Genomic DNA, 24,065 nt, shown 5'->3' with positions numbered 1-24,065 from the left:
GTGCCCCGGAGGTAGCCATGGACCACAGCGCCGGCACGACGGCCGCGACGGAGCAGCCGATCACTCGCGCGAACTGGATAACCGCGATCGTGCTGTCCGCCGCGATCTCGGTGGTCGCGGTGCTGATCGGCGAGTACAAGTTCCAGGTCGGACCGGCGGCGATCGCGCTGTTCCCGATCATCTGGGCGGTGCTGATCGGCGCGATCATCGGCGTCCAGCGCTGGCGGCCGGTCTCCGGCGCCACGCGCTCGGTGGCGACCGTGATGCTGGAGATCAGCATCCTGCTGTTCCTCGCGAAGCTCGGCACCGAGATCGGCCCCTCGCTGGCGAAGTTCCAGAACCTGGGCCCGGCCATCCTGCTGCAGGAGGTCGGCCACATCTTCGGGACGGTCATCCTCGCGCTGCCGGTCGCGGTGGCGCTGGGCCTCGGGCGCGCGGCAATCGGGGCCACCTGGTCGATCGACCGCGAGTCCTACCTGGCGTTCGCGATCGAGCGCTTCGGCGTCCGGTCGCCGGAATACCGGGGCGTGTTCTCGGTCTGGCTGATCGGATCGGTGTTCGGCGCCCTGTACGTCTCGCTGCTCTCGGGCTTCATGGGCAGCCTGGGCATCTTCCACCCGCTCGCGCTCGCCCTGGGGCTCGGCCTGGGCTCGGGCTCGATGATGCTGGGCGGCGTCGGCGCGCTGTCGCTGATCTACCCGGAGCAGGCCGCGGAGATCGCCGCCCTGGCGGCGCTGTCCAACCTGGTCACCAACATCGTCGGCTTCTACTCGGGCGTCTTCCTGGCGCTGCCGCTGTGCCGCCGGCTCTACGCCTTCTGGAGCCGCGTCTTCGGCCGCGACGACGAGGGCAATTGGCGCCGCGCCGCTGCCAAGCCGAAGAAGCAGAAGAAGCAGCAGGTGCTTGAGGTCGTGCAGGACCCCGAGGTCAAGCTCACCCCGGGCCTGACGCTGCTGTCCTACGTCGTCGTCGGTGCGGGCGGGTTGCTGGCCAGCGCGATCGGAACGCGTTCCTTCGAGATCAAGGACGCCGTGGGCATCGTCGTCCTGCTCGTCCTCACGTGGGTGTGCGTCCGCCTGGGGAAGCTGGTGCCCATGGTTCCGGCCAGCGTCTTCGTGCTCGGCATCGGCACGCTGCTGTCGGCGAACTTCCTCCCGACCGGCCCGCTGGTGGCGGACCTGATGGAGAACATGAAGGTGATGCTGATCGGTCTCCCGGGCCTGGCCCTGATCGGCCTGACGCTGGGCCGGGACATCCAGGCGCTGCGCCAGCTGAGCTGGAAGGTCGTCCTGGTCGCGCTGCTGACCTACTCGTCCTCGTTCCTCGCGGCGGCGGCGCTGGGCCAGACGGTCCTCCACCTCTGACGGCGAAGGCGGAGCACGTCGACTCCGGGGTCGTGAGCGCTTTGGGCTGCTGTGGCGGACCGAAGCATTCACGGCCCCGGTCGTTTTCGGCCGGAGCGCCAGGCCGCCCGGGAATGGCACCGATTGACTTTCGATAGGTATCGATCGATAATCGATATATGAACCGCATCGTCATAGTGCTGCTCCGGGTCGGCATCGTCGCGGCCGTGCTGCTCGGCCTCTTCGGTCAGATCGTGGTCATCCCAACGGCGGCGGCCGACGAGGTCGACAGCTTCCCGCCGTACGCGCCGTTCGCCGCGCCCTACGTGGCGGTGACGATCATCGGTGTCGCCTGCGTCCAGGCGGTGCTCGTCGCGGTGTGGATGCTGCTGTCCATGGTCCGGCGCGACGCGATCTTCACGCCGCGAGCCTTCCGGTGGGTGGACATCATCATCGGGGCCTCGGTGGTGGCGACGCTGCTGGCGATCGGGACCGCCGGGCACCTGTCCGTGGCCGGCATCCCGTCTCCCGGCGATGGCATGGACGTCGTCAGCGCATTGGCCGCCGCGGTCGCGTGCGTCGGCGTGGGGACGTTGTTCGCGATGCTCGTCGTCGTCATGCGGAGCCTCTTGCGCAAGGCGACGGACCTGCAGGCAGAGATCGCCGAGGTGATCTGATGGCGATCATCGTCGACCTCGACGTCCAGCTCGCCAAGCGCGGCATGTCGGTCGGCGAATTCGCGGCGGCCGTCGGCATCACGCCCGCCAACATCGCGGTGCTGAAGAACGGCCGGGCGAAGGCGGTCCGGTTCACAACGCTCGACGCGATCTGCCGAACGCTCGAATGCCAACCCGGCGACGTGCTCCGCTGGGTACCCGACAACAGCTAGGCACGGCTGCGAACCTGCTTCCCGTGCAGGGTGTTCTGAGCGCCACGCGGACCACAATGGACACAAATGACGCCGGACGTGCATCCGGATGGTCGGCAAGGGCGTGATCAGTCGGCTTGGCTGATCGTTGGGCGCCCCAAGGCTGGCCTTTCTCGACTGCGTCTTAAAATTCTTTCTTGATGCTCTTGTGCTCGCTGTCCATTTTCTCGGCCGTCTTCTTGCCGGATTCGTCAGTAAATGGCGCGTTCCTCCAGCTGATTCCGGCCTAGCCGACCGTGCGGCTCAGCGCTAGCCGGAATACCTGGTACGCCTCCGCGCGCTTGCGGTCGTGACCGCACCACCGCCCGTACGCACGGCGGACACAATGCTGCCCCGGTGTCAGCACACCGGGGCAGCAGGACGTCCGGGACGCGGGTCCGAGGACTATCGGGTTCGTGACGGGGGTCTTGCGGGGTAATAGCTTCGCCCCTGCCACCAATGCGCGCTGGGGGTCAGCTCAGCACCTCGAGGAAGATCCAGCCCCTGTCGCCGATGTAGCACCTGGCGTCCTTGTAGGTGCCGTCGGCCTTGAGCTGCGCTGCCTCCTCATTGCACTGGTCCATCGAGGAATACACCGCGGGTCCGCCGCCGACGGTCTCCCAGCCGGACGCGGAAGCGGCGCCGATGGTCAGCGGCATGGCAACCACGGCGGCGCCGAGGGTCAGACCAGCAGCGAAAAGGGAACGCCGCATCTTCATATGCAACTCTCCTGACAAAAAAGGCCAAAAGGGCCTAGCCGGTTTCTTGCACGGCCGAAATTACATTCACCCGGTTCCGGGGCCGCAACGGTGCACCGAACATGTAGGGATTCCTTGCAGGAGGAGAGGCTCCGCGCGTCATCCGCCTCATCTTGGCCCCGTCGTGTTCGACGATCCCCGCCGGCGACGGACGCGGCAGCGTGGTGCGCACGGTGATGTTCACCCACTCCTGGCCCTCCGCGCTACTCCGGCGCCCCAACTCCTCGCCGCCGGAGTAGCCCTACGCGGACGTGGTGGATCCACTGTGGACTTTGGGTGGGGTTGGCGGTGTTGGCTTGGCGGATCGCGGTCATGACGTCGATGCCTCGCCGGCCATCGCAAAGAAATGTTTGCAAATGGTTCTTTGCAATCGTACGTTGGCGGCATGGCGGACTACGGACGAGACCTGCGGATGGTCACCCTCGACGCGAAACGGCTGCGCGCGCTCGCGCATCCGTTGCGGGTCCGGTTGCTGGGAGCCCTGCGGCTGGATGGGCCGGCCACCGCGACGGCACTGGGCAAGCGCTTCGGCGAGAACTCCGCCAACACCAGTTGGCATCTGCGCCAGCTGGCCGAGGCCGGGCTCGTGGCCGAGGACACCCAGCGCGGGAACCGGCGAGAACGCTGGTGGACCGCGGCCCAGGACCGCACCCAGTTCGACCCGGGAGAACTCTCGGAGGACCCCGAGCTCACCGGATCGCTGGCGTCGTACCTGCACGCGATCAACGCCGTCCACCACGACCAGGCCGGCACGTACCTCGCCACGATGCAGGACTGGTCGAAGGAATGGCGCGGCGCCGCGGAGCTGTCCGACTACCGCTTGTCCCTGTCCGCCCGGGAACTCTCGGAGCTCAACCGGCGCATCCAGGCTGTGGTCGAGGAGTACTGGCGCGAACCGGAACCGGGCGATGTCGAGGTGGTCACCCACTGGCACGCACTCCCGCTGCGCCGCCAGGAGCGCGCCACCGACGCCACCGACGTCTTATGAGGCACCCGCTCGCCGGGCTCATCACCGCGACGGCGATCTCCAGCGTCGGCACCGGAATGACCATGCTCGCGATCCCCTGGTTCGTGCTGGAGTCGACGGGTCGCGGCGTGGACACCGGGCTGGTCGTGATGGCCGAGGTCGTCGGTCTGCTGCTGGGTTCGGCGTTCGGCGGGCCGTGGATCGACCGGCTGCGCCCCCGCAGAGCGGCCGTCCTGTTCGATCTTGCCGCGGCGGTCGTGGTGCTCGGCATTCCGGTGCTCCACCACTACGACGCGCTGCCGCTGTGGTTGCTCGGAGCACTGGGCCTGCTGCTGGGACTGTCCCGGGCGCCTGGTGATGCCGCACGGCAGGTGCTGATCCCGGACATCGCCCTTCGCACCGGTATCGCGGTGGAACGCGTCAGCGGCGCCTACGACGCACCGAACCAGGGCGCGCGAGCGCTCGGTGCTCCGATCGCGGGCGCGGTCATCGCGATGCTCGGCGCCCCGGCGGCGCTCGTCGTCGACGCGGCGAGCTTCGTGCTCGCCGCCGTCATCACTGGCTTGACGCTCGACGAAGCAGCGATCGACACCGCCGGCGGCGGCGGTTACCTGCGGCAACTCGGCGAGGGATTCCGCTTCCTGCGCAACGACCGCACCCTGTTCGCGATCCTCTGCATGGTTGCGGTGACCAACGGGCTGAACAGCGGCTTCTTCTCCGTTCTCGTGCCCGTCTACGGCCAGGTGGTCCTGCACTCGTCGCTCGGGGTCGGGCTCATCTCCGGAGCGTCCGGCGCGGCGATGGTGTTGAGCACGGTCCTGTTCGCCTGGATCGGACTGCGTTGGCGGCGCTGGCCCGTTCTGGTGGTCTGCTATCTGCTGGTGCTCGGGCCGCGTTCCGGGATCTTCCTGCTGCAACCGGATCTCGCGGTACTCGTCGCCGTCAGCGGCGTCATCATGCTCGCGTTCGGGCCGCTGAACCCGATCATCGGCGCGGTCAAGGCGGAACGAACGCCGCCGCAGTACCGCGCACGCGTTTTCGGCGCGATATCAGCAGCAGCGCTGCTGGGAATGCCCGCCGGAACGCTCGCCGCGGGACTTCTCAGCGACCACATCGGACTGATGCCCAGCATCGCGGTGTTCACCGCCGCGTCCGCGACGATGTCCCTGTGCCCGCTGCTGTTCTCGGCGTGGCGCGCCGTCGACGAAAGGACTTCCCGGCCCGGGCGCGGGCCGGGGAAGTCCTTTGAGGACGGTCAGCTGCGGACGTAGTCCGCGAGGTGCTCGCCGGTGAGGGTGGCGCGGGCGGCGACCAGGTCGGCGGGCGTGCCCTCGAAGACGAGCCGGCCGCCGTCGTGCCCGGCGCCGGGACCGAGGTCGATGATCCAGTCGGCGTGCGCCATGACCGCCTGGTGGTGCTCGATGACGATCACCGACTTGCCGGCGTCGACGAGCCGGTCGAGCAGGCCGAGCAGCTGCTCGACGTCGGCGAGGTGCAGGCCGGTGGTCGGCTCGTCGAGGACGTAGACGCCGCCCTTCTCCGCCATGTGCGTGGCCAGCTTGAGCCGCTGCCGCTCGCCGCCGGAGAGCGTGGTGAGCGGCTGGCCGAGGCGGAGGTAGCCGAGCCCGACGTCGACCAGCCGGTCGAGGATCTTGTGCGCGGCCGGGAGGCGCGCCTCGCCTTCGGCGAAGAACTCCTCGGCCTCGGCCACCGACATCGCGAGCACCTCGCTGATGTCTTTACCACCGAAGTGGTGTTCCAGCACCGATGCTTGGAACCGCTTCCCCTCGCACTCCTCGCAGGTGGTCTCGATGCCGGCCATCATCGCCAGGTCGGTGTAGATGACACCGGCGCCGTTGCAGTTGGGGCAGGCGCCCTCGGAGTTGGCGCTGAACAGCGCCGGCTTCACGCCGTTGGCCTTGGCGAACGCCTTGCGGATCGGCTCGAGCAGCCCGGTGTAGGTCGCCGGGTTGCTCCGCCGCGAACCGCGGATCGGGGTCTGGTCGACCGCCACCACGCCGTCTTGCCCGGACACCGAGCCGTGGATCAGCGAGCTCTTGCCCGAGCCCGCGACCCCGGTGACGGCGACCAGCACGCCGAGCGGGATGTTCACGTCGATGCCCTGCAGGTTGTGGGTGTCGGCGCCGCGCACCTCGAGCGCCCCCGACGGCTTCCGCACCGACGGCTTCAGCGACGCGCGGTCGTCCAGGTGCTGCCCGGTGAGCGTGCCGCCCGCTCGCAGCCCCTCGACGGTGCCCTCGAACACCACCTCGCCGCCCTTGGTGCCCGCGCCCGGGCCGAGATCGACGACGTGGTCGGCGATCGCGATCGCCTCCGGCTTGTGCTCCACGACCAGCACGGTGTTGCCCTTGTCGCGCAGCCGCTGCAGCAGGTTGTTCATCCGCTGGATGTCGTGGGGGTGCAGCCCGATCGTCGGCTCGTCGAAGACGTAGGTGACGTCGGTCAGCGACGACCCGAGGTGGCGGATCATCTTGGTGCGCTGCGCCTCGCCGCCCGAGAGCGTGCCGGTCGGGCGGTCGAGGCTGAGGTAGCCGAGCCCGATCTCGACGAACGAGTCGAGGGTGTCGTGGAGCGCCTTCAGCAGCGGCGCCACGGACGGCTCGTCGAGCTCCCGCACCCACTCGGCGAGGTCGCTGATCTGCATCGCGCAGGCGTCCGCGATGTTCATCCGCCCGATCTTCGACGACCGGGCCGTCTCGCTGAGCCGGGTGCCGTCGCAGTCGGGGCAGGTGGTGAAGGTGACCGCCCGCTCCACGAACGCGCGGATGTGCGGCTGCATCGACTCCTTGTCCTTGGACAGGAACGACTTCTGGATCTTCGGGATCAGCCCCTCGTAGGTGAGGTTCACGCCCTCGACCTTGACCTTGGTCGGCTCCCGGTAGAGGAAGTCCTGCATCTCCTTCTTGGTGAACTTGCGGATCGGTTTGTTCGGGTCGAGGAAGCCCGACTCGGCGTAGGTCCGCACCGTCCACCAGCTGTCCGACTTCCAGCCGGGGATGGTGAACGCGCCCTCGGCGATCGACTTGGAGTCGTCGTAGAGCTGGCCGAGGTCGATGTCGTTGATCGTGCCCCGGCCTTCGCAGCGCGGGCACATGCCGCCGGTGACGCTGAAGCTGCGGCGTTCCTTGATGGTCCGCCCGGCGCGCTCCATCGTGACCGCGCCGGCGCCGCTGATCGAGGCGACGTTGAAGGAGAACGCCTGGGGCGAGCCGATGTGCGGCTTCCCGAGCCGGCTGAAGAGGATGCGCAGCATCGCGTTGACGTCGGTGGCGGTGCCGACGGTGGAGCGCGGGTCGGAGCCCATCCGCTGCTGGTCGACGATGATCGCGGTCGTCAGGCCCTCGAGCACGTCGACCTCGGGGCGGGCCAGCGTCGGCATGAAGCCCTGCAGGAAGGCGCTGTAGGTCTCGTTGATCAGCCGCTGCGACTCGGCGGCGATCGTGTTGAACACCAGTGAGCTCTTGCCCGAGCCGGAGACGCCGGTGAACACCGTCAGCCGGCGCTTCGGGAGCTCGATGCTGACGTCCTTGAGGTTGTTCACGCGCGCTCCGTGCACGCGGATCAGCTCGTGGCTGTCGGCGGCGTGCGGCGCAGGCGACTGCGCGTCCTTCCTCGTGGCCTTGCTCATCGTGTCTCCATCTGTCGGGCGGGGGCCGCGTTCGCGGTCTCCCTCGGCGTCGCCTGGCTCGATCCGATCAGCGTCGAGCGGTCCGGAAGCGGGTGCGGTCTGGCCTGGGGTGTCGTTCGGGGTGGCGCGGCGCGAGATCCGGTGCCGGCATCGTCAGCCCGGGCGGCGCGGCGCCGGTGGCCACCGAGAGGTCGCCGCCGGCGCCGCGCGCGGGCTCCTCCACGGTACCGTCCGCGCAGGTCATGGCCGGAGGGTCAGCGCTGTTGCTGGATGCGGACCATGTTGCCGGCGGGGTCGCGGAAGGCGCAGTCGCGGACGCCGTACGGCTGCTCGGTCGGCTCCTGGACGACCTCGGCGTCGCCGGCCTGCAGCCGCTCGAAGGTCCCGTCGAGGTCCTTGGTGGCCAGCACGATGATCCCGTAGGTGCCCTTGGCCATCATCTCGGAGATGGTGCGGCGCTCGTCGTCGGTGATGCCGGGGCTGGCGGCCGGCGGGAACAGGACGACGGAGGTGCCGGGCTGGCCGGGCGGACCGACGGTGATCCAGTGCATCCCGCCGTATTCGACGTCGTTGCGGACCTCGAAGCCGAGGGTGTCGCGGTAGAAGGCCAGCGAGGCGTTCGGGTCCTCGTGCGGGAGGAATGTCGAGTGAATGCTGATGTCCATGCCGGTCAGGCTATGTGCGGCCAGATGACGGCGCTTCTCGATTCCTGATCGGTCTGGTCACCTGCTTCGCCACGCACGACGGCATCCCGGCGGTGGCGAGCGCCGCCTGGGTCCGGTAGGCGCTGGGCGGCATGCCGACCAGCTCGGTGAAGCGGGTGCTGAAGGTGCCCAGCGAGGAGCAGCCGACCGCGAAGCAGACCTCGGTGACGGTGAGATCGCCCCGCCGCAGCAGCGCCATGGCGCGCTCGATGCGCCGCGTCATCAGGTAGCCGTAGGGCGACTCTCCGTAGGCGAGCCGGAACTGGCGGCTGAGGTGCCCGGCGGACATGTGCGCGTCGCGGGCGAGCGCCTCCACGTCCAGCGGCTGGGCATACTCCCGGTCGATACGGTCGCGAACGCGGCGCAGCCGGGCGAGGTCGCTCAAGCGCTGGGCCTCGGATGGTCTGCTGGTCACCTGCGGAATCGTGCCACACGCGACGCCGGGCCGAGCAAGGCGAACGCGGTGCGTCAGCGTTCCTCGAACCACGGGTCAGCAGCGGTGCCCTTGGCTTCGATGAGCTTGGTGTGGCCGTTGTGGCAGAAGGAGAAGTCCCTGCTCTTGAACGGGTTCCCGAACGCGGCGACCGCCTCGACGTGGACCGGGGTGTGCTCGCCGACCCCCACGTCGCCGACGTCGAGAGTCCTCGCTTCCGACCGGCCGAAGTAGGTCGTCCATTCGGTCGAGAACGGATCGCTGTTCTCGGCGCGAACGGTGAACGCGACGGCGAACGCGCCATCGTTGCTGACCGTGACCGACTGGTAGCAAGGCTCGAGCAGGGCGCCGGGGTCATCGAGCTTCACCGTCGCCTGAGCGGAAACGCCCGCAGCCATCGGCGCAGCGGCGGCCAAGCCGACGACGACACGGATCAACCCGCGATGCAGAGCACGCACGACAAAACTCCTCAATCCAGGGGGAATGTTCCGGAACACGGCGGAGTCAACTGATCCCCGGGGGCGGCGACAACGAGAAGGAGACGCATTCACCCAATACTCCAACATCGTCACCTGTCCGAGCAGCCCACGACGGCCAGATTGTCGCGTGATCGTGTTGCGGGAGCCGGCGGATCGAGGTGCGAGGATGCCGTCACCCCGACGTCGAACCGGCCGACGCGCCCCCGCCGCGGATCGTCTGGAAGGTCCCGGAGATCAGCTTCCGCAAGCGAACGGTGAAGTGGCCGGACGGATCGAGTTTCAGGTTCCCGCTACAAGGCCGAACGGAACAACAACACCTGCGCAGGTACCACGAGCCCCCGGACACCATCCACTGGAACGGAAGGCGTGCATGATCCTGGTTATGGTCCTTTCCGGACAGTCAACGGTTTCCGGCTGTGAGCGCTTTGGCGGTTCGGCGAGGATCTGGTGACGAGTACGTGATTGCACACCCGATTAGTCTTGGATCATGTCGCGTCATCGTTTCGTTGACGTTGGAGGGATTCGGCTCGCCTACCAGGTGTACGGCTTGCCGGACGCTCCGGCGATCGTCCTGCTGCACGCACTGGGTGAGAACTGCGAGGACTGGAGCACGGTGGCGCCCGTCCTCGCCCGAGGCCGACGGGTCCATGCCCTGGATCTCCGCGGGCACGGGCGAAGCGACTGGCCAGGGGAGTACTCCCTCGAACTCATGCGGGACGACGTCCTCCGGTTCCTGGACGTGTTGGGGCTTGACCGGGTGGACCTGGTCGGGCACTCGATGGGCGGCATCGTGGCCTACCTGCTCGCATCCGAGCAGCCCCAGCGGGTGACACGGCTCGTCCTGGAGGACATCGCGGCCCCGCGGCCGCGGCGGGCCGTTGCTCCGGTCAGGCCGGACGGAGACCTGACCTTCGACTGGGACATGGTCCTCGCGGTCAGGCGCCAGATCGATACGCCTCCGGCCACCTGGCTGGCGGGTATCGGCGGGATCACCGCCGATACCCTGGTGGTGGCCGGTGGGCCCAGCAGCCACGTGCCCCAGGACGGCGTCGCGGAACTCACCCGCATGATCCCCGGCGGCCGCACTGTCACCATCCCGGTCGGACACCTGGTCCACGACGCGGCACCGGAAGCGTTCATCGAGACCGTTTCCGATTTCCTCGAGACGGAGCAGAACACCAGCCCCGACGGCCGTTCGTGAGCCCATAGTCGACGACTTGGTAGCGCAGCTCGGCGTCGTTGGGCAGTCGAGGCTTCCGGCTGGACCGGATCGCAGCGGCGGCACGGACGAGCAAGCGCAACCCCCATGCCCTGGCGGAACTCCTTCTCAGCTCGGTGCGGTACAGCTGACAACGCTGGCCGTCCTCACGCCCTCGCGCTGAGTGTCCGAAGGCAACCGCAAGCATGACGCAGAAAGCAGAAGCATCTCTCGACGGCAGCTGGCCTTGCCTGGTCGAGGAACTTCACAGCCGAGCTACTGACCGCGTACGTGACGGGAGCCCCGATCGCATTGATCGGGGCTCCCAAAACCCTAGGCGCTTGAAGCTACCCGCGATCCTGCGTATCGCCACCCGTAACTCGGTCCCCCGGGCGACACCAAGCAATGGAAACCTGCCCGCTGCCTACCAACCTATCTGGTCCGAATACCGTGTAGGGGCCGCCCCTGCTCGCGCAAAACGCCACCGCGCGGAATCTTTCCCCTGGGTATTCGGCATGAAAACAATTGGAACCTGATCCCTCTTGATTTCCGCGCACAACCCGTCCCGACGAACAGGAACCGGCTCGCGTGTCGACTCCTGCCGCCCCTTCGGCTGCGCTGGTTCCTGCGAGCGCCACCGAGGTCATTCCTGCGATCATCACAGCAGTAATAACGCGCCGTCGCATCATCCTGAAAACCTTTCGAGTAGACGGTTGGGGGACGAATTGAAGAATAGGTGCTCGTCGCCGCGTTCCGCCTCGCAAAGATCTTTGGTTCACCAAATCAGGGTCAATGTCCACCGTTGGGGGCATGTCAGGCGAGGAGGAAACCGCAAAAGCGGATTGTTCCCCTTGTGTCGGCAAAGCATATTCCATGGCGATGAATGCCAAAGCTCAGGTCGGATTCATGCGCAGGGGTGGATTGGAATGCCACTCCAAGGCAGCCCCCGGTCGCGGATTCTGAGACGCGAAATGCGCGACTCCGGCGGCGCCCTGCTCGACCGCTCGTTTCCCGGCGGGCTGCTGGCCGCGGCGGTGTTGGTGAGTGGGTGCACGTCCCTGGCCGGGCAGTCGGCATCGACCCCGCCCGGGCTGGCGGTGGGTGTTGCGAGTGCCGGGGGTGCGGCCAGCTCGGAGTCGGGCGCTGGGGCAGACGTCATGGCCTCGGACATCCACGCCGTCGACATTGCCGTTGATCTGGAGTTCGCCGAGAACGGCGGGGGCTGGATGGTCTCCTACGTCGAAGGCAAGTGGGATGGTTTCGCGATCACCAAGTGATGCGTCGGCCGGCAGCGGTGTCAACGTTCAGAGGCGCGGACGGAGCCCGGCCTTCCGCACTCGCTCCAGTTGAGCCCTCCGCCGGATCGCGTGGATGGCAGGCGGGACGATCACGACCAACACGGCCAGGGCGGTCCAGGCCGTCTCGGTCTTGGAGGTGTCGCTCAAATCCAGTGCGAACCACACTGCGGGGACCGCCGAGACGAGAATCGCGCAGGTCAGGTTCCGCCGCAGAAAAGTGCTGTCACCCCGGTCCGGTTGGCTGCCCGCGAAGGCGGCCCCGATGAACATGGCGGTGATGGCTCCAGCGCCGAGCGCCGGCCAGCCGAGGTAGCTGCTGATGTCGTCGACCAGCAGGTGAACACCGGGCTCCTGTGGAACGCACGTGAAGTCACGCTCGCTCCCGTCGGGGAACTCCTTGATGCAGTAGCCGCCGCTGCGCCCGATGAAGTACGAGAACCAGAGCAGAACTGGGAACAGCGCGACGGACGCCGCGGCGGCGAGGACATCGGCTCGTTTCTCGGTGCCGGCGAACCGGCGCAGGAGACCGAGGCAGAGCAGGCCGAACACGATCGCCCCCGACCCCGCCACCAGCAAGGTCGTCGCAGTGAGGGACCTGAACTCGATGTCCCCTTGGATCTGGAGGTGGTGGAGCGCGCCACCTGCCAGCGCCAGCACCAGCTCGACCAGGAGAACAGCTCTGGCGCCAGTCGCCAAGCGATCGCTCCGTTGCTCCTCGGGCGTGCTTGCTGGTGTTGGGGCAGCCTCTTCGAGTCGGTCATCTCCGCGTTCGTGGTCCTCCAGCTGCCGTTCGCGGAGTGTTTCGCGACTCCCGCCGATAGGAAGGTCAACAGGCTGAAGGGGACGATCCAGGTGGTGTGCTGCAACCACAACGCGGTGATGTGCGCGCTGAGCGACAGCGGAGCAACGCCCCAGAGGACGATCTGGATCGGCGTCCGCTTCGGCAGTGGTCGGAAGCTGGTCAACATCACTCCGCTCGGCCAGGTGGTCAAGGTCAGGTGTGATCACGGCGAGCATCCGGGATCAGCTTCGCACAGAGCTCCAATCCGACATTAGTGATCACCCGACCTCGCTCGCTGCCTACCTCGCGGGCCGCTGGAAACGACGAACGCGCCCCGCACCCGATGAAGGGTGCGAGGGTCCTGCGGCGGATCCTGAGCCCCCACAGTGGGCCACACCAGACGCGACCAGATGCGCTGAACCCACCGATACAGCTGGTTCGGCACATGGGCGCAGGAGAGGACTTTCGGCCCTTACTAGCCATGCCCGCCCGAGTGTGCTTGAGGGGAGGAGGGCATGGCGACGGATGATCGTCGCTCGTGCTCAGACACCGTCAAGCGGTTCAGCGAGGCTTACAACCAGCGCGTGATTTCCGTGGCCGAGACAGCAAGAGATGTTAGTTGAATCCCGAAACCCAGTTACAAGAAGCGGATCTCCAGAGGCGAAGGAATCGAAGACGGAATGGCAGTTCTTAAGGTTTTCCCACCCGCATACGGCGCCGACCGGAACATCTATCAGTTCCTTGCTGATGAGCTCTCGGGAATGAAGGCCGATCAAGTTTGCCTGCAACATTATCTTGAACGAGTGAAAACCCAAGATCCTGCAAACCTGGACTTAACTGGGGACCACACGTATCAAGAAGTTATCGACATGTGCAGGAAAGACATCAAGGGACGCATGCGGGCGATCGACCAAGCTCTTGACGCGAACGCTCAAGGGAAGGACGCGCTGAAGGAATTTTTGCGGGAATATTCCAAGGATCCTCCCCCTCGTCCGCCCGCACCGCGGCCCCCTTGGGAGCCTGTCACTCGTGAAGAAATCGAGAACATTTATCGAATGTTCGGCAGGGAACCCCCGCCCGAGTTACCGCCCGCTGATCAGCTACCAAACCCGCCCCAGCAGCGGATTCGAGTAAGAGCTAAAGACGCTGATGATAATGCCGGGCCTTCCCGGGATCCCGGCGCTGAGCCCAATCCCACAAAACCACCACAGGCCCAATCGCCACCGTCCCCACCACAAACAGACCCAGCACAACCTCCCCCGACTGACGCCGGGGACAGTCAAGGACCCGCACCAACCAAACCACCGAGCCCACCACAAACACGCCCAGCACGGTCCGCAACTGGCGCCGGTGCCGACGGCGGCACCTCCGTGGCCGACGGTTCTGGGAGTGGCGCCGGTGTGACCGGAGATTCCGGCTCTGGTGCTTCGAGTTCAAGTTCGAGCGCGGATGGGCTGTGGAGCCGTGTGGGTAACTGGGTCGCCGATGGCCTGGAAGCGCTCGGTTTGGCCGCGGTCGGGACCTGGGTGCGGGAAAAAGCGGCGGAGGTGGCGATCGGCCTAGTTCTCGGCCTCGCCGGGATAGCGCTCGGCTTGGGGCTCGGTGGCTGGCTACTGTCGGGTAGTGATTCCGGTACTCCAACACCACCGTCACCGCCGGATGTCCAGGCGCCGCTGGTGCCGAATCCGGTACCAGCGCCTCCGCCGGGACCTCCGCCAGCGCCTGGCGGTGGCGACAACCCCGCAAGCTCCAATAGCGATTCCAACAGCGGGTCCGGCGGAGCGGGTAATAGCAACAGCCCTGCCGTCCCCAACGGCAGCCCAAACAGCGACTCCAACAGCAGCAGCGGGAATCAGTACCAGAGTCCGTTGAGCAACGGTGGTGGGAACGAAAACTCCAACAGCGGCAGCGGGAACCAGTACCAGAGTCCGTTGAGCAACGGTGGTGGGAACGAAAACTCCAACAGCGGCAGTGGGAATCAGTACCAGAGCCCGTCGAGCAACAGTGGTGGGAACGAAAACTCCAACAGCGGTAGTGGGAATCAGAACCAGAGCCCGTTGAATAACGGTGGTGGGAACGAAAACTCCAACAGCAGTAGCGGGAATCAGAACCAAAGCCCGTCGAGCAACAGCGGCGGGAACGGCCAGCAGGGGGTTTGTCCGCCCGCCGGTGGCAACATCGATAACAGCGGTGGCAGCAGCGACAACACCGGCGGCCAAAGCAACATCGGCGGTGGCGGCACTGGCGGTAGCCCCGGCGCCGGCGGCTACGGTTCGAGCTTCACTCACATCAACAAGGCCAACTGCTGAGGAAGTAAGCTACGGCCCCGTCATCTGGTTTCGTCGCGGGCTGGACGAGCCCAGCACTACAGTCCATCGGCGACGTTGCGATCGCTTCGATGTGCGGTGCAAGATCCCAGGACCATGCCATTGGCACGCCAGGGGCGGAAAAGTTAACTTGCCCGGTAAACCTGCCGTTGTTGTCCGACGCATCAAAAGCCGGATAGTTGAGGAAAAAGTCGTGATAATATGCGGCCTGGGCAGTCCCTGTAAGGCCGACAAACGACAGCGCGGTAGCGGCTAGAACGCCAAGCGAAGAGAAAATCTTTCGCAAATCAAGGCTCTTTCTTGATCCAGGTGGCGCGCCAATGGTAGCCATCTTGCTCTGCGGGCTCAGCCTTGATTTTCACTCGATCGCCAACGGCAAGTGAACGAAATCCTGAAGCCTCTATGTGCGAATAATGGCCCCAGATTTTGCTACTTTGACCTTGCACGCTGATAACCCCCAGCCGTCATTGACGTGCCAGATTTCTACATGTCCGTTGTATTCAACACCAGATTCCATGTCGAAATGCTAGCACGATATCGCGTTCAGTACCCCCTTTGTCTGAACTGTGCGACGGGTCGATCTTTTCATGATTCTGAGGAGAAATGCAGCACTGGCACATATGACGAAGATCATATTACTCTTTTGGGATGACGGCGAAAATGGTATGGGAACAGAGTCAGGTATTAGCGTGAGTGTCGGACAAGTTCGGGTGTCCCAGTAAATCGACAGCTGGTCGGGCTCGCGTCGGCCTGACCGTCACCCCAGATGATCAGGTGGTGTGGATCGACCAGTCGACCAGCGAGCACCATCGGAGGCCCGGAACCGACTCCGGATGAGCTGAGTTCCGATGCGATCGCCGAGGCGGTGCGCGCACTGGCCGAGGCGAAACCCGAGCGGTGGGCGGCGGTCGCCGCAGCCCTCGGCGGGGAGCAGGCTCCGATTTCTGCTCCCATTTTGCTCCCTTCGGGGGGTTCCGAAGGGAGCGCCAAGATCATCGATCTGGCGTCCCGCCGCAGGTCAGCTGGCTGACCTTGCTTGCGCCCCCGGCAGGATTCGAACCTGCGACACCCGCTTTAGGAGAGCATTTCAGCAGGAATAGCATCCGCTAGCGTTTCATAGCGCTCCGTAGTATCAGGAGGTCATGAGGCATATCCGAGGTATTCGTAAGGTAGCGAGACATAGCGGGGTCTAGCCGTCGCTGCTGCCCGTTTGCTGCCCGCGAAGACCATAGTGGACTGATTGGGAGCTCGACCGGGTGCCGCTGCTGCTGAACCCTCGTATCCAGCAGGCTCGTCACCCGGTCGGCTCGTCGCTACCCTGGCGGGGCACCTTCTCGCGGAGGTCATGACGCCCCCGGCTGGCCCCCGGGGGCATTCCGCGAGAAACCCCGACTCCGCGAATCGAGGGTGATCATGGGTAGCTTCACCGAGCCGGACCAGCCGATCGGCGACCGCCTCCGCCAGCTACGCGGCAAGCTCTACACCCAACAGGAACTCGCCGATAAGGCACAGGTGTCCGTCGACCTGGTGCGCAAGCTCGAACAGGGCACCCGAACCACTGCCAGGGTCGAGAACCTGCACAAGCTCGCCCTCGCCTTGGACACCACGTTGGCCGACCTAATCGGCCCCGCCCGTATCCCGGACCAAGCACCGAATGAGGGCGCGGTGGAGCTGCGGCACGCCGTCACCGACCTGGACGACCTGATCGGCCCGCCGGCCGACACCGACCCCCTCGACGTCGACGACGCACAGCGCGCCGAGGTGTACGCCTGGGGCATCTACTGGTCCGGGGACCACGACGCCGCCGCCGCGGCCCTCCCGAGCCTGATCTACGGGCTGCGCGCCGGGTACGCGACCGCGAACCTGCCCGACCGTGCGCCGCTCGCCTACGCCCTGTCCCGGACTCTGTGGGCTGCGGGGTCGACGTTGATGCACCTCCGGCACAACGACGCCGCATCTGCTGCCACCCGGTGGGCGGTGCGGCTCGCAGCCGAGGGCAACGACCCCTGGATGCACGCCACCGTCAAGGGATCGTTGGCGTGGCAGCTCATGGTCTCCGGCCGTTACAACGAGTCGATGACGCTGACCGAACGGGCAGCGGTCGGCATCGAGCCGGACGGGTCCGCGCCGGCTCCGCACCTGTCGGCCTACGGTTCCCTGCTGATGCAGTCCGGCAACGCCGCAGCACGAGCCGGGAACGGCGGCGCAGCACGGGACTACCTCGACGCAGCCGCCGAGGTGGCCCGGCGGCTTGGTGAGGACCGCAACGACTACAGCACCACGTTCGGGCCGTCGCTGATCGCGATGCAGTCCGCCGATGTCCACATTGCACTCGGCGACTACGACCGGGCTGTGGACGCTGCGGCGACGATGCCCCGTCAAGGTGCGGCGCTGCCGACGATGGCGCACTGCCGCCACCTTGCCGACCGGGCGCTTGCCCACGTTCGGCTCGGCCAGCCCGAAACGGCTCTGCCGCTCATGGCCACGGCGGTGCAGTCGTCGCCGAACTGGGCCAAGCACCAGCAACTACCGAAGGTCGTTGTGCGCGAGCTGCTGCACACCACCAAACAGCGGTCGAGCGTGCTTCGAAACCTGGCCTCGACGCTCGGAGTGAGCTGATCGGGTAGTAGGACAAAGCGTCCTACCCGACAGAAGATCACCGCTCATACGTTCCAGGTATGAGCATGGTCGACAGCTGCCCCACCAGCCCACACATCCACCGGGTGTTCTGGATGCCGGTACCCGACCAGGTACCGGCATCCGGTGAGGCTGGCGACGGGGCTGGGGTGCGAGCGGGCACCCGTCATGCGTTCTGGGGTCGCCGCTGGGACGGCCAAGAGGCCGAGTGCAAAACAGTGTGCGGCGTGGTGGTCAACCTGGATGAGTCGTCACCGCTGGACTGGATCAGTATGGCGGAGTGCGGCGATTGCCGGGCCGAGATCCTGCGGGTTCGCGGCGAGGTACGGCCATGACCGTGATTCTCGCCCGCCGCACAACCGGATCTGCAACCCAACGTGTAGCGATCCGATGATCACCGTGCTGATTGCAGCCGTCGCGGTTGCCGTTGCACTTGCCGGGTTGTTGGCCGTGCGCTACTTCAGCGAATTCGGCAAGCACGCCGGTGGTGGCGAGGGTGCGCTGACGGTTGAGCAGCTGCTCGCCCAGGCCGACGCCGAGGACGAGCCCGGCGGCCGGCACCGGCTCCGCGAACCGGTGGTGATACGCGGCGACCTGGCCGACGACCTCGCAGTGGTGGAAACGCGGCTTCTGTCGCGGGCCTCGGCCGGGGTGCCATTCGATAATCCCGACATCATGGCGACCCACCGGTGGACCTTGCGCCACCTCCTTGTCGGGCTTCAGAACTTGTAGAGCTCGGCGGAGGCATCGCGCCGCCTTCCCTCCTGGGCCGGTGCTTTCGCCGTCATCACGTGCCCGTACTGCTGACCCCCAGGGCGGCCGGGCACCCGGATGGCCGGGCGGTGCGTCGCTCGTCGACGCCCCCGGCACTGCCCGGTCATCCTCACGACAAGCCATCAAAGGAAAACAACGGAAAGGAAACCAGTGTCGATCACGTTGTCGGACGCGCCGGTCACGCGAGGCCACGTTCGGCCGTGGGGGCTGCAAGGAATGCAGACCCCACCCCGGGTAGGCATCGAGATTGGCGAGTGGCGCTACGACCACGAAAAACAGATCGCCGTCGATGGACAGGGCGAGCGGCTGCGCGGCCCGGCCATGAGCGCGCGCAGCTACAGCGTCCCCGACCCCAGCACCGAGGACACGTTGCCGGACTTCGTGCCTGACGCAACGTCATGAGCTGGTGGGGGCCGATCAACGGCGCTCGGCCCCACCTTTCCCGGTCCGGCGGATCTCTCCGTATCGGGAGTCGCACGGGATTCGGCCGGCCACCGGGCCGCCGATGCCGTGTGGCCGACAGGTAGTAGGACTCGAACAGGAAGGAAGGCGCTATGCCTGAAACGCTGACCCGTTTCGCGCACGACCCGATCGCCCCGGACAGCGCGCAATTCCCGCTCGGGCGTCCACTGGGGACGCCGAACAACGCCGACCCGGCGTCGGGCGAGGGCGTTCGGGCGTGGGGGCTGCGCGGAATGTCGACGCTGTCGAACAAGACCGTGGAGCCGCTGCCCGCGTGGCGGTATGACCACGAAAAGCAGGTCGCCGTCGACCTCGACGGAATCGGGCTGAACGAGTTGCGCTGCGACCCGTCGGCGAACTCGGTTTCGAACCTCGACGGCGACGAGGGCGCGTCCGAGGACTGGTCGTACGACTTCGTCGGCGATGAGCCGGTGCAGCCTGTATGACGGTTCTGATCCTCGCGAGTGATCTCGACCCGTCGGCCGACGCGATGGTCACCGCATTGCGGGAGCGCGATACGGCGGTGTGTCGAGTGAATACCGCGTGGTTCCCTGCGCAGCTCAGTGTTTCCGCTGGGCTGCGCGGGGGCCGTTGGTCCGGGTACCTGCGCACACCCGCGCACTGCGTGGAGCTGGAAGATGTGCACGCGGTGTGGTACCGCAGTCCTGAGGCGTACCAGATGCCCGACGAGCTGTCGGCGCCGGAACGGCATCATGCGTTCCTCGAAGCGAAGTACGGTCTCGGCGGGGTGCTGTCGAGTTTGCCTGCGTTCTGGGTGAATCACCCGGCGCGGATGGCCGATGCGGCGTACAAGCCGGTGCAGCTCGTCCGGGCGCACGAGTGTGGGTTGGCGGTGCCGGACACGTTCATCACGAACGAGGCCGACTCGGTGCGCAGGTTCGCAGCTGGGGGCCGCACGATCACGAAGTTGTTGGGGTCGAACACGATCTCGGAAGAGGGCACTCGCAAACTGTCCTGGACTCGTGTCCTCGGAGAGGATGACCTCGGCGACCTGCGCGGTGTCGAGGTCACGACGCATATGGTGCAGCGGTGGGTGCCGAAGTCGTTCGAGGTGCGCGTCATCGTCATGGGTGATCACCTGACGGCAGCGGCGATCCACGCGGGCAACGCGACGTCCTACGTCGACTGGCGATCCGACTACGACGCCCTGTCCTACAACCTGATCGACCCGCCTACCGAGGTGACCAAGGGGATTCACGCGCTCATGCTGGCCTTCGGGCTCGTTTACGGGGCGCTCGACTTCGTGGTAACCCCGGCGGGTGAGTGGGTCTTTCTGGAGATCAACCCTGGTGGGCAGTATGGGTGGATCGAGTCGCACACCAGCGTGCCGCTGACCGGTGTTCTCGCCGATCTACTGACGAAGGGGCAACCATGACCGCCCAGCTCGATACAGCGTGGAAACCCCGCGCGCAGGCGCTCGCCGACGAGCTCGAATCACGCGGCGACCTCACCGACCCGGCATGGAAAGCTGCGGTGGCCGCGACTCCGCGGCACGTGTTCGTGCCGGAGGTCTACGAGCAGGACACCAACGCCGAATGGCGACCGGTCGACGTGACGTCTCCGAGCGGGCTCAACAGGGTGTACTCGCCGACAACGCTCGTTACCGCGCTGGCGGACCGGGGCACGCACAGCGAGGGCATTTCCAGCAGCACGAAACCCGATCTCATGGTGCGGATGCTGGAAGCGCTCGACGTGCACAACGGGCACAAGGTGCTGGAGATCGGCACCGGGACCGGCTACAACGCCGGGTTGTTGTCGCACCGGCTCGGCGATGAGCAGGTGTTCTCCGTCGACCTTGACGCCGAGCTGGTCGACCCGGCGCGGGATCGGCTGGCATCGATCGGGCTGCATCCGACACTCGTCACGCGCGACGGCGCCGAGGGCTTGCAGGAGCACGCACCGTTCGATCGGATCATCGCGACGTGCTCGGTGCCGACGATGCCGCGGGCATGGTGCGAACAGCTGGAGGACGGCGGGCTACTCCTCGCCGATATCCAACTCGGCGTTGGAGCGGGAAATCTGGCGTTGCTACGTCGGGACGGCGACCAGCTCGAAGGACGGTTCACGGATCGGTGGGCGGCGTTCATGCTGATCCGCCACCACAACGAACGCCCACGGATGCTGCATGCGCCGGCCGATGCGGGTGCGCGCACCAGGACCACGAGCACGCCCCCAAATCCATGGCAGGACAACCGAGTGGTGTGGTTCCTTGCGCACCTGATGGGGCTTCCACCGGGTGTTCGGTACGGGATGCGGTTCGACCCGGACACCCGGCAGCCCACGGCCGGGACAATCACTGCGCCGGACGGGTCACACGCGTTCGTGATGCTGGAACCGACACCTAACGGGACATGGTCGGTGACCGAGACCGGGCCGACACCGCTATGGGCGGCCGTCGAGAGAGCACAACGACAGTGGCGGGAAGCGGGCGAGCCGGGTTGGACTCGCATCGGCCTGACCGTCACCCCAGATGATCAGGTGGTGTGGATCGACCAGCCGACCAGCGAGCACCAATGGAGCCTGACCGCATAACCGCGCCCGAAGCGACGAACGCGCCCCCGCACCCGGTGGGCGGATTCTTGGGGTCCTTGCAACACCTGATGACCTATGTGGTTGTCAGTAGATCACGCAGACGCTCGGCTGGGGTTCTCCAGCCGAGCGTTTTGCGTGGTCGGCCGTTGAGTTGCTGGGCGACGTGCTCAAGGTCCGCCGCAGAGTGGATGGACAGGTCGGTGCCCTTGGGAAAGTATTGGCGCAGCAGGCCGTTGGTGTTTTCGTTGCTGCCACGCTGCCAGGGAGAGTGCGGGTCGCAGAAGTAGACCGGCACCCCGGTCGCCACGGTGAACTGCTTGTGGGCGGCCATTTCGCAGCCTTGGTCCCAGGTCAGCGAGCCGCGCAGGTGCTCGGGCAGGGTCGCGATCAGGGGTACCAGGACGTCGCGGACCTCCTCGGCGGTGTGCCCGCCGGGCAGGTGCCCGAGCATCACATACCGGGTGGTGCGTTCGACCAGGGTCACGATCGCCGACTGCGACCCGGTGCCCACGATCAGGTCGCCCTCCCAGTGCCCTGGCACGGCCCGGTCCTCGACCTCGGGGGGCCGGTCGGAGATCATCACCATCTCGTCGACGAAGCGAGGCGTGCGTTGATCGGGCTGCCGGTGTGGCTTGCGGCGGGTGCGTCCAGTGCGCAGCGCGTCCGCGACCTCGCGTCGTAGCCCGCCGCGGGCCTGAACGTAGATCGCCTGGTAGATCGTCTCTGTACTCACCCGCATGCTCTTGTCGCCGGGGAACTCCTCCACCAGAGCGTGACAGATCTGCTCCGGCGACCACCGTTGCCGCAGCTTGGTAGCGACGTAGTCGCGTAAGGGCCCGTCCTGAGCGAGCTTGGCCGTCTTCGGCCGGGCGCGACTGCCCGCCCATGCCCGCTGCGCCGCGTGCGGCCGATAGACCCCGTCGGCCGAACGGCCATCGATCTCGCGCTTGATCGTGGACGCCGACCGGCCCAGTGCCCGCCCGATCGCCCGCAGCGAGGCGTCCTGACGAAGTAGATCAGCGATCGTCTCCCGCTCCGTCACCGTGAGAAACCGGGGGTGCAGGTCAGCCTCAACCGCTGCGAGGGACGGTGCTGACGAGGCGGCGACGATCGTGGTCACACCGGCTTCGTAGTCGATCTTGCGGCCATCGTCATGGATCCGCACGTGCCCTTGCTTACGCCAGCCGCGATCCCAGTCCTGCGCGGTGCGCACGTGAACACCCACCTGCGCGGCAGCAGCACGCCGCGACACACCCGATGCACGAAGGCGCTCGTAGGCCGGACGCCCCGGGTGCCTGGCAGGACCCGCCTTTCCCTGCCCTCGGATGCCGGCCTTGCGCGCCCACCCGTAGGCCGTGTTCCGGTTCACTCCCACCACACGGGCAGCGGCCAGAATGCTGCCCGACTCCCGGTCGAGCGCCTCGAAGAACCGAGCCCTTAACTCCCCAGAAACCACGATCCTCGCAACTCCCTGAAATCCAGGGTGTTGCGAGGATCGCTAGAACCCGCCGTGAAGGGTGCGGGGGCGCGGTGCCCTAGAGCTCAGCAGAACCGGGCTTTACTACTCTTTGCGCATGAACAGATACAGAAAGCGATCGTGGGGTGACGTTTTCCTGGTCGCCCTAGCCTGGATCATGACGGTCGCCATGCTGCTCTACGGATGTCTCCTCGTGTTCGCAGGGAATCCGGGCATGCTCGCGATTGCTATCCTGCTGTCCCTCATCACCTTGTTCATGAGCGCCATATGGAGCGTCACACGACCACCGCGACCGCTGGTTATGCACTTCGGCCTGCTGCTGGCCAATGGGCTGCTAGCAGTGCTTGCCGGGGATTCGGTTCTCGCGATTGCATCGCCCGAGGCGAGCACGTTTCATCGGCTTCTCGGCTTCGTAGCCATTGCGGTACCCATCTTTGCTCCAGCCCTGGTGTGGCGGGACTTTCCGATGCTTGACAGTCAGGCGCCGGAACGGTGCCGACCGGCGTCGGATTCATCCGCCGAGTCCGGAGAGGCGTAGATCGGGGGCCGGGCCGAGCCGAGCAGTACCCGAGAGATCGGCACGGGTAGCCGCGGTTCGGCCCAGCGCAGCAGGGCGTAGACGGCGGCGAGCACGACCGGCACGACGAGCGTGGGCCCGGCGTCGCCGAGCCCGTCGACGAGCCATGCGGGGGCGCCGGCGGTCACCAGCGCGGCGATGACCGCGGACCAGGCGGCTGGAACGATCGTGCGCAGCCACGCGGTGAACTGGTCGGACACGGTTTCCTCCTGGTGCAATAGAAAACGGGCACCGCGGTTTGCGGTGCCCGTTTGGGTTGCTGATAGTTGCCGCTGATCAGGCAGTGCGTCCTGCCGCGACGGCGATACCTGCGAATGCGCGTTCCAGCGCCCACGCGGGGTAGGTGTTCACCGTTCCGTATGCGGGGTGCTGCGTCTTGCCCGGTGCGCTACCGGTTTCGCGGAGGACGCGCCCCGCGGCGATTCCTACCCGCCGTAAGTAGCCCTGCGCGGTCGGCAGGTCGTGGAGCTTGGCGTAGCCGAGCGCGGAAAACCAGTCGTGGGCTCCTTCCAGCGCCTCGACACGTGCTGACACCTCACGCAACTGCCCGGCCTGGCGCTGCTGCTCGACTTCGAGCCTGCCGACCTGCACGAGCGTGGCCATCTGCTGCTGCACCCACTCGGGCAAACTGGCCAAGCTGGTCTCGGTCGTCTCGGCCTGACGGGTGCGCTCGGCGAAGTAGGACTGCGCCGCTGCAACTTGGGGCTTATTCGGGTCGCCGTTCATGGCCACCAGGTAGGC

At 66.6% G+C, this 24,065-nt stretch carries 25 protein-coding genes; 15 read left to right on the top strand and 10 right to left on the bottom strand.

From position 1 onward, the window contains the following. Nucleotides 1-17: 17 nt before the first annotated feature. The 3 genes from BLW84_RS41725 to BLW84_RS41715 all read left to right on the top strand — a co-directional run bounded on the left by BLW84_RS41725 (nucleotide 18) and on the right by BLW84_RS41715 (nucleotide 2,232). On the top strand, nucleotides 18-1,364 hold the full coding sequence (locus tag BLW84_RS41725) for a DUF3100 domain-containing protein (RefSeq protein WP_093277558.1): 1,347 nt from the start codon (nucleotides 18-20) through the stop codon (nucleotides 1,362-1,364). A 158-nt stretch (nucleotides 1,365-1,522) separates the two neighbouring features. After that, on the top strand, nucleotides 1,523-2,020 hold the full coding sequence (locus tag BLW84_RS41720) for a DUF2975 domain-containing protein (protein WP_093277555.1): 498 nt from the start codon (nucleotides 1,523-1,525) through the stop codon (nucleotides 2,018-2,020). Then, nucleotides 2,020-2,232, top strand: coding sequence for a helix-turn-helix domain-containing protein (locus BLW84_RS41715; protein ID WP_093277552.1), 213 nt, complete (start codon nucleotides 2,020-2,022; stop codon nucleotides 2,230-2,232). The genes BLW84_RS41720 and BLW84_RS41715 overlap by 1 nt, the downstream gene beginning before the upstream one ends. A 491-nt stretch (nucleotides 2,233-2,723) precedes the next feature. Here BLW84_RS41715 and BLW84_RS41710 read toward each other — a convergent pair whose 3' ends face one another. Further along, a complete protein-coding gene (locus BLW84_RS41710) occupies nucleotides 2,724-2,963 on the bottom strand; it encodes a hypothetical protein (protein WP_218157691.1) in 240 nt (79 codons plus the stop codon). A 430-nt stretch (nucleotides 2,964-3,393) separates the two neighbouring features. Here BLW84_RS41710 and BLW84_RS41705 point away from each other — a divergent pair, with 430 nt between their 5' ends. After that, entirely contained in the window at nucleotides 3,394-3,996 is a 603-nt protein-coding gene (locus BLW84_RS41705; RefSeq protein ID WP_093277547.1) for an ArsR/SmtB family transcription factor, read from the top strand. Next, on the top strand, nucleotides 3,993-5,246 hold the full coding sequence (locus tag BLW84_RS41700; protein WP_093277545.1) for an MFS transporter: 1,254 nt from the start codon (nucleotides 3,993-3,995) through the stop codon (nucleotides 5,244-5,246). Before BLW84_RS41705 ends, BLW84_RS41700 begins: the two co-directional genes overlap by 4 nt. On the opposite strand, the gene BLW84_RS41695 is transcribed toward BLW84_RS41700, so the two are convergent. From BLW84_RS41695 to BLW84_RS41680, 5 genes are all read right to left on the bottom strand, one after another. Then, nucleotides 5,231-7,624: an ATP-binding cassette domain-containing protein gene (locus BLW84_RS41695; protein ID WP_093277542.1), complete on the bottom strand. Its 2,394-nt coding sequence runs from the start codon at nucleotides 7,622-7,624 to the stop codon at nucleotides 5,231-5,233. The genes BLW84_RS41700 and BLW84_RS41695 overlap by 16 nt on opposite strands. A gap of 67 nt (nucleotides 7,625-7,691) precedes the next feature. After that, nucleotides 7,692-7,868, bottom strand: coding sequence for a hypothetical protein (locus tag BLW84_RS48095; RefSeq protein ID WP_177226989.1), 177 nt, complete (start codon nucleotides 7,866-7,868; stop codon nucleotides 7,692-7,694). A gap of 10 nt (nucleotides 7,869-7,878) precedes the next feature. Then, the gene (locus tag BLW84_RS41690; RefSeq protein ID WP_218157690.1) at nucleotides 7,879-8,289 is read right to left on the bottom strand and encodes a VOC family protein; all 411 of its coding nucleotides are present in this window, start codon (nucleotides 8,287-8,289) and stop codon (nucleotides 7,879-7,881) included. Between the two features lie 10 nt (nucleotides 8,290-8,299). Then, nucleotides 8,300-8,743: a helix-turn-helix transcriptional regulator gene (locus BLW84_RS41685; protein WP_093277536.1), complete on the bottom strand. Its 444-nt coding sequence runs from the start codon at nucleotides 8,741-8,743 to the stop codon at nucleotides 8,300-8,302. Between the two features lie 53 nt (nucleotides 8,744-8,796). After that, entirely contained in the window at nucleotides 8,797-9,219 is a 423-nt protein-coding gene (locus BLW84_RS41680) for a hypothetical protein (RefSeq protein WP_143061301.1), read from the bottom strand. A 508-nt stretch (nucleotides 9,220-9,727) separates the two neighbouring features. On the opposite strand from BLW84_RS41680, the gene BLW84_RS41670 reads away from it, so the two are divergent. Together BLW84_RS41670 and BLW84_RS41665 are read left to right on the top strand one after the other, a co-directional pair. Beyond that, the gene (locus BLW84_RS41670) at nucleotides 9,728-10,441 is read left to right on the top strand and encodes an alpha/beta fold hydrolase (RefSeq protein ID WP_093277531.1); all 714 of its coding nucleotides are present in this window, start codon (nucleotides 9,728-9,730) and stop codon (nucleotides 10,439-10,441) included. Nucleotides 10,442-11,409: 968 nt separating this feature from the next. After that, on the top strand, nucleotides 11,410-11,715 hold the full coding sequence (locus tag BLW84_RS41665; RefSeq protein WP_093277528.1) for a hypothetical protein: 306 nt from the start codon (nucleotides 11,410-11,412) through the stop codon (nucleotides 11,713-11,715). A 27-nt stretch (nucleotides 11,716-11,742) separates the two neighbouring features. Here the strand turns inward: BLW84_RS41665 and BLW84_RS46925 are convergent, their stop codons facing one another. Then, entirely contained in the window at nucleotides 11,743-12,753 is a 1,011-nt protein-coding gene (locus tag BLW84_RS46925; RefSeq protein ID WP_143061300.1) for a hypothetical protein, read from the bottom strand. Nucleotides 12,754-13,983: 1,230 nt separating this feature from the next. Here BLW84_RS46925 and BLW84_RS46920 point away from each other — a divergent pair. The 8 genes from BLW84_RS46920 (at nucleotide 13,984) to BLW84_RS41615 (ending at nucleotide 21,270) form a co-directional block, all read left to right on the top strand. Then, a complete protein-coding gene (locus BLW84_RS46920; protein WP_143061299.1) occupies nucleotides 13,984-14,826 on the top strand; it encodes a hypothetical protein in 843 nt (280 codons plus the stop codon). A gap of 1,431 nt (nucleotides 14,827-16,257) precedes the next feature. Beyond that, on the top strand, nucleotides 16,258-17,463 hold the full coding sequence (locus BLW84_RS41645; RefSeq protein WP_093277520.1) for a helix-turn-helix domain-containing protein: 1,206 nt from the start codon (nucleotides 16,258-16,260) through the stop codon (nucleotides 17,461-17,463). A gap of 59 nt (nucleotides 17,464-17,522) precedes the next feature. Beyond that, on the top strand, nucleotides 17,523-17,816 hold the full coding sequence (locus BLW84_RS49620; protein WP_245761754.1) for a hypothetical protein: 294 nt from the start codon (nucleotides 17,523-17,525) through the stop codon (nucleotides 17,814-17,816). A gap of 55 nt (nucleotides 17,817-17,871) precedes the next feature. Further along, nucleotides 17,872-18,213 carry a hypothetical protein gene (locus tag BLW84_RS41635; protein ID WP_093277517.1) on the top strand — a complete coding sequence of 114 codons (342 nt, stop codon included), beginning with the start codon at nucleotides 17,872-17,874 and terminating at the stop codon, nucleotides 18,211-18,213. Nucleotides 18,214-18,405: 192 nt separating this feature from the next. Beyond that, the gene (locus BLW84_RS41630; protein ID WP_093277514.1) at nucleotides 18,406-18,657 is read left to right on the top strand and encodes a hypothetical protein; all 252 of its coding nucleotides are present in this window, start codon (nucleotides 18,406-18,408) and stop codon (nucleotides 18,655-18,657) included. 152 nt (nucleotides 18,658-18,809) lie between these two features. Then, complete coding sequence (locus BLW84_RS41625; protein WP_093277512.1) at nucleotides 18,810-19,163, top strand: hypothetical protein; 354 nt, start codon at nucleotides 18,810-18,812, stop codon at nucleotides 19,161-19,163. Then, complete coding sequence (gene tgmB / locus BLW84_RS41620; protein WP_093277510.1) at nucleotides 19,160-20,113, top strand: ATP-grasp ribosomal peptide maturase; 954 nt, start codon at nucleotides 19,160-19,162, stop codon at nucleotides 20,111-20,113. Before BLW84_RS41625 ends, tgmB begins: the two co-directional genes overlap by 4 nt. Further along, entirely contained in the window at nucleotides 20,110-21,270 is a 1,161-nt protein-coding gene (locus BLW84_RS41615) for a methyltransferase domain-containing protein (protein ID WP_093277507.1), read from the top strand. Before tgmB ends, BLW84_RS41615 begins: the two co-directional genes overlap by 4 nt. A 73-nt stretch (nucleotides 21,271-21,343) precedes the next feature. Here BLW84_RS41615 and BLW84_RS41610 read toward each other — a convergent pair whose 3' ends face one another. The 3 genes from BLW84_RS41610 to BLW84_RS41600 all read right to left on the bottom strand — a co-directional run. Beyond that, entirely contained in the window at nucleotides 21,344-22,522 is a 1,179-nt protein-coding gene (locus tag BLW84_RS41610) for an IS30 family transposase (protein WP_093277503.1), read from the bottom strand. A 702-nt stretch (nucleotides 22,523-23,224) separates the two neighbouring features. After that, the gene (locus tag BLW84_RS41605) at nucleotides 23,225-23,524 is read right to left on the bottom strand and encodes a hypothetical protein (RefSeq protein ID WP_093277500.1); all 300 of its coding nucleotides are present in this window, start codon (nucleotides 23,522-23,524) and stop codon (nucleotides 23,225-23,227) included. A 76-nt stretch (nucleotides 23,525-23,600) separates the two neighbouring features. Further along, nucleotides 23,601-24,065 (bottom strand): hypothetical protein (locus BLW84_RS41600; protein ID WP_218157689.1); only part of this gene is annotated, 465 nt, incomplete at its 5' end.

The organism is Saccharopolyspora shandongensis (genome assembly GCF_900106995.1).
Taxonomy (GTDB): Bacteria; Actinomycetota; Actinomycetes; order Mycobacteriales; family Pseudonocardiaceae; genus Saccharopolyspora; species Saccharopolyspora shandongensis.
Note: the sequence above shows the minus strand (reverse complement) of the source record. Positions and strands in the feature narration are given on the sequence as shown.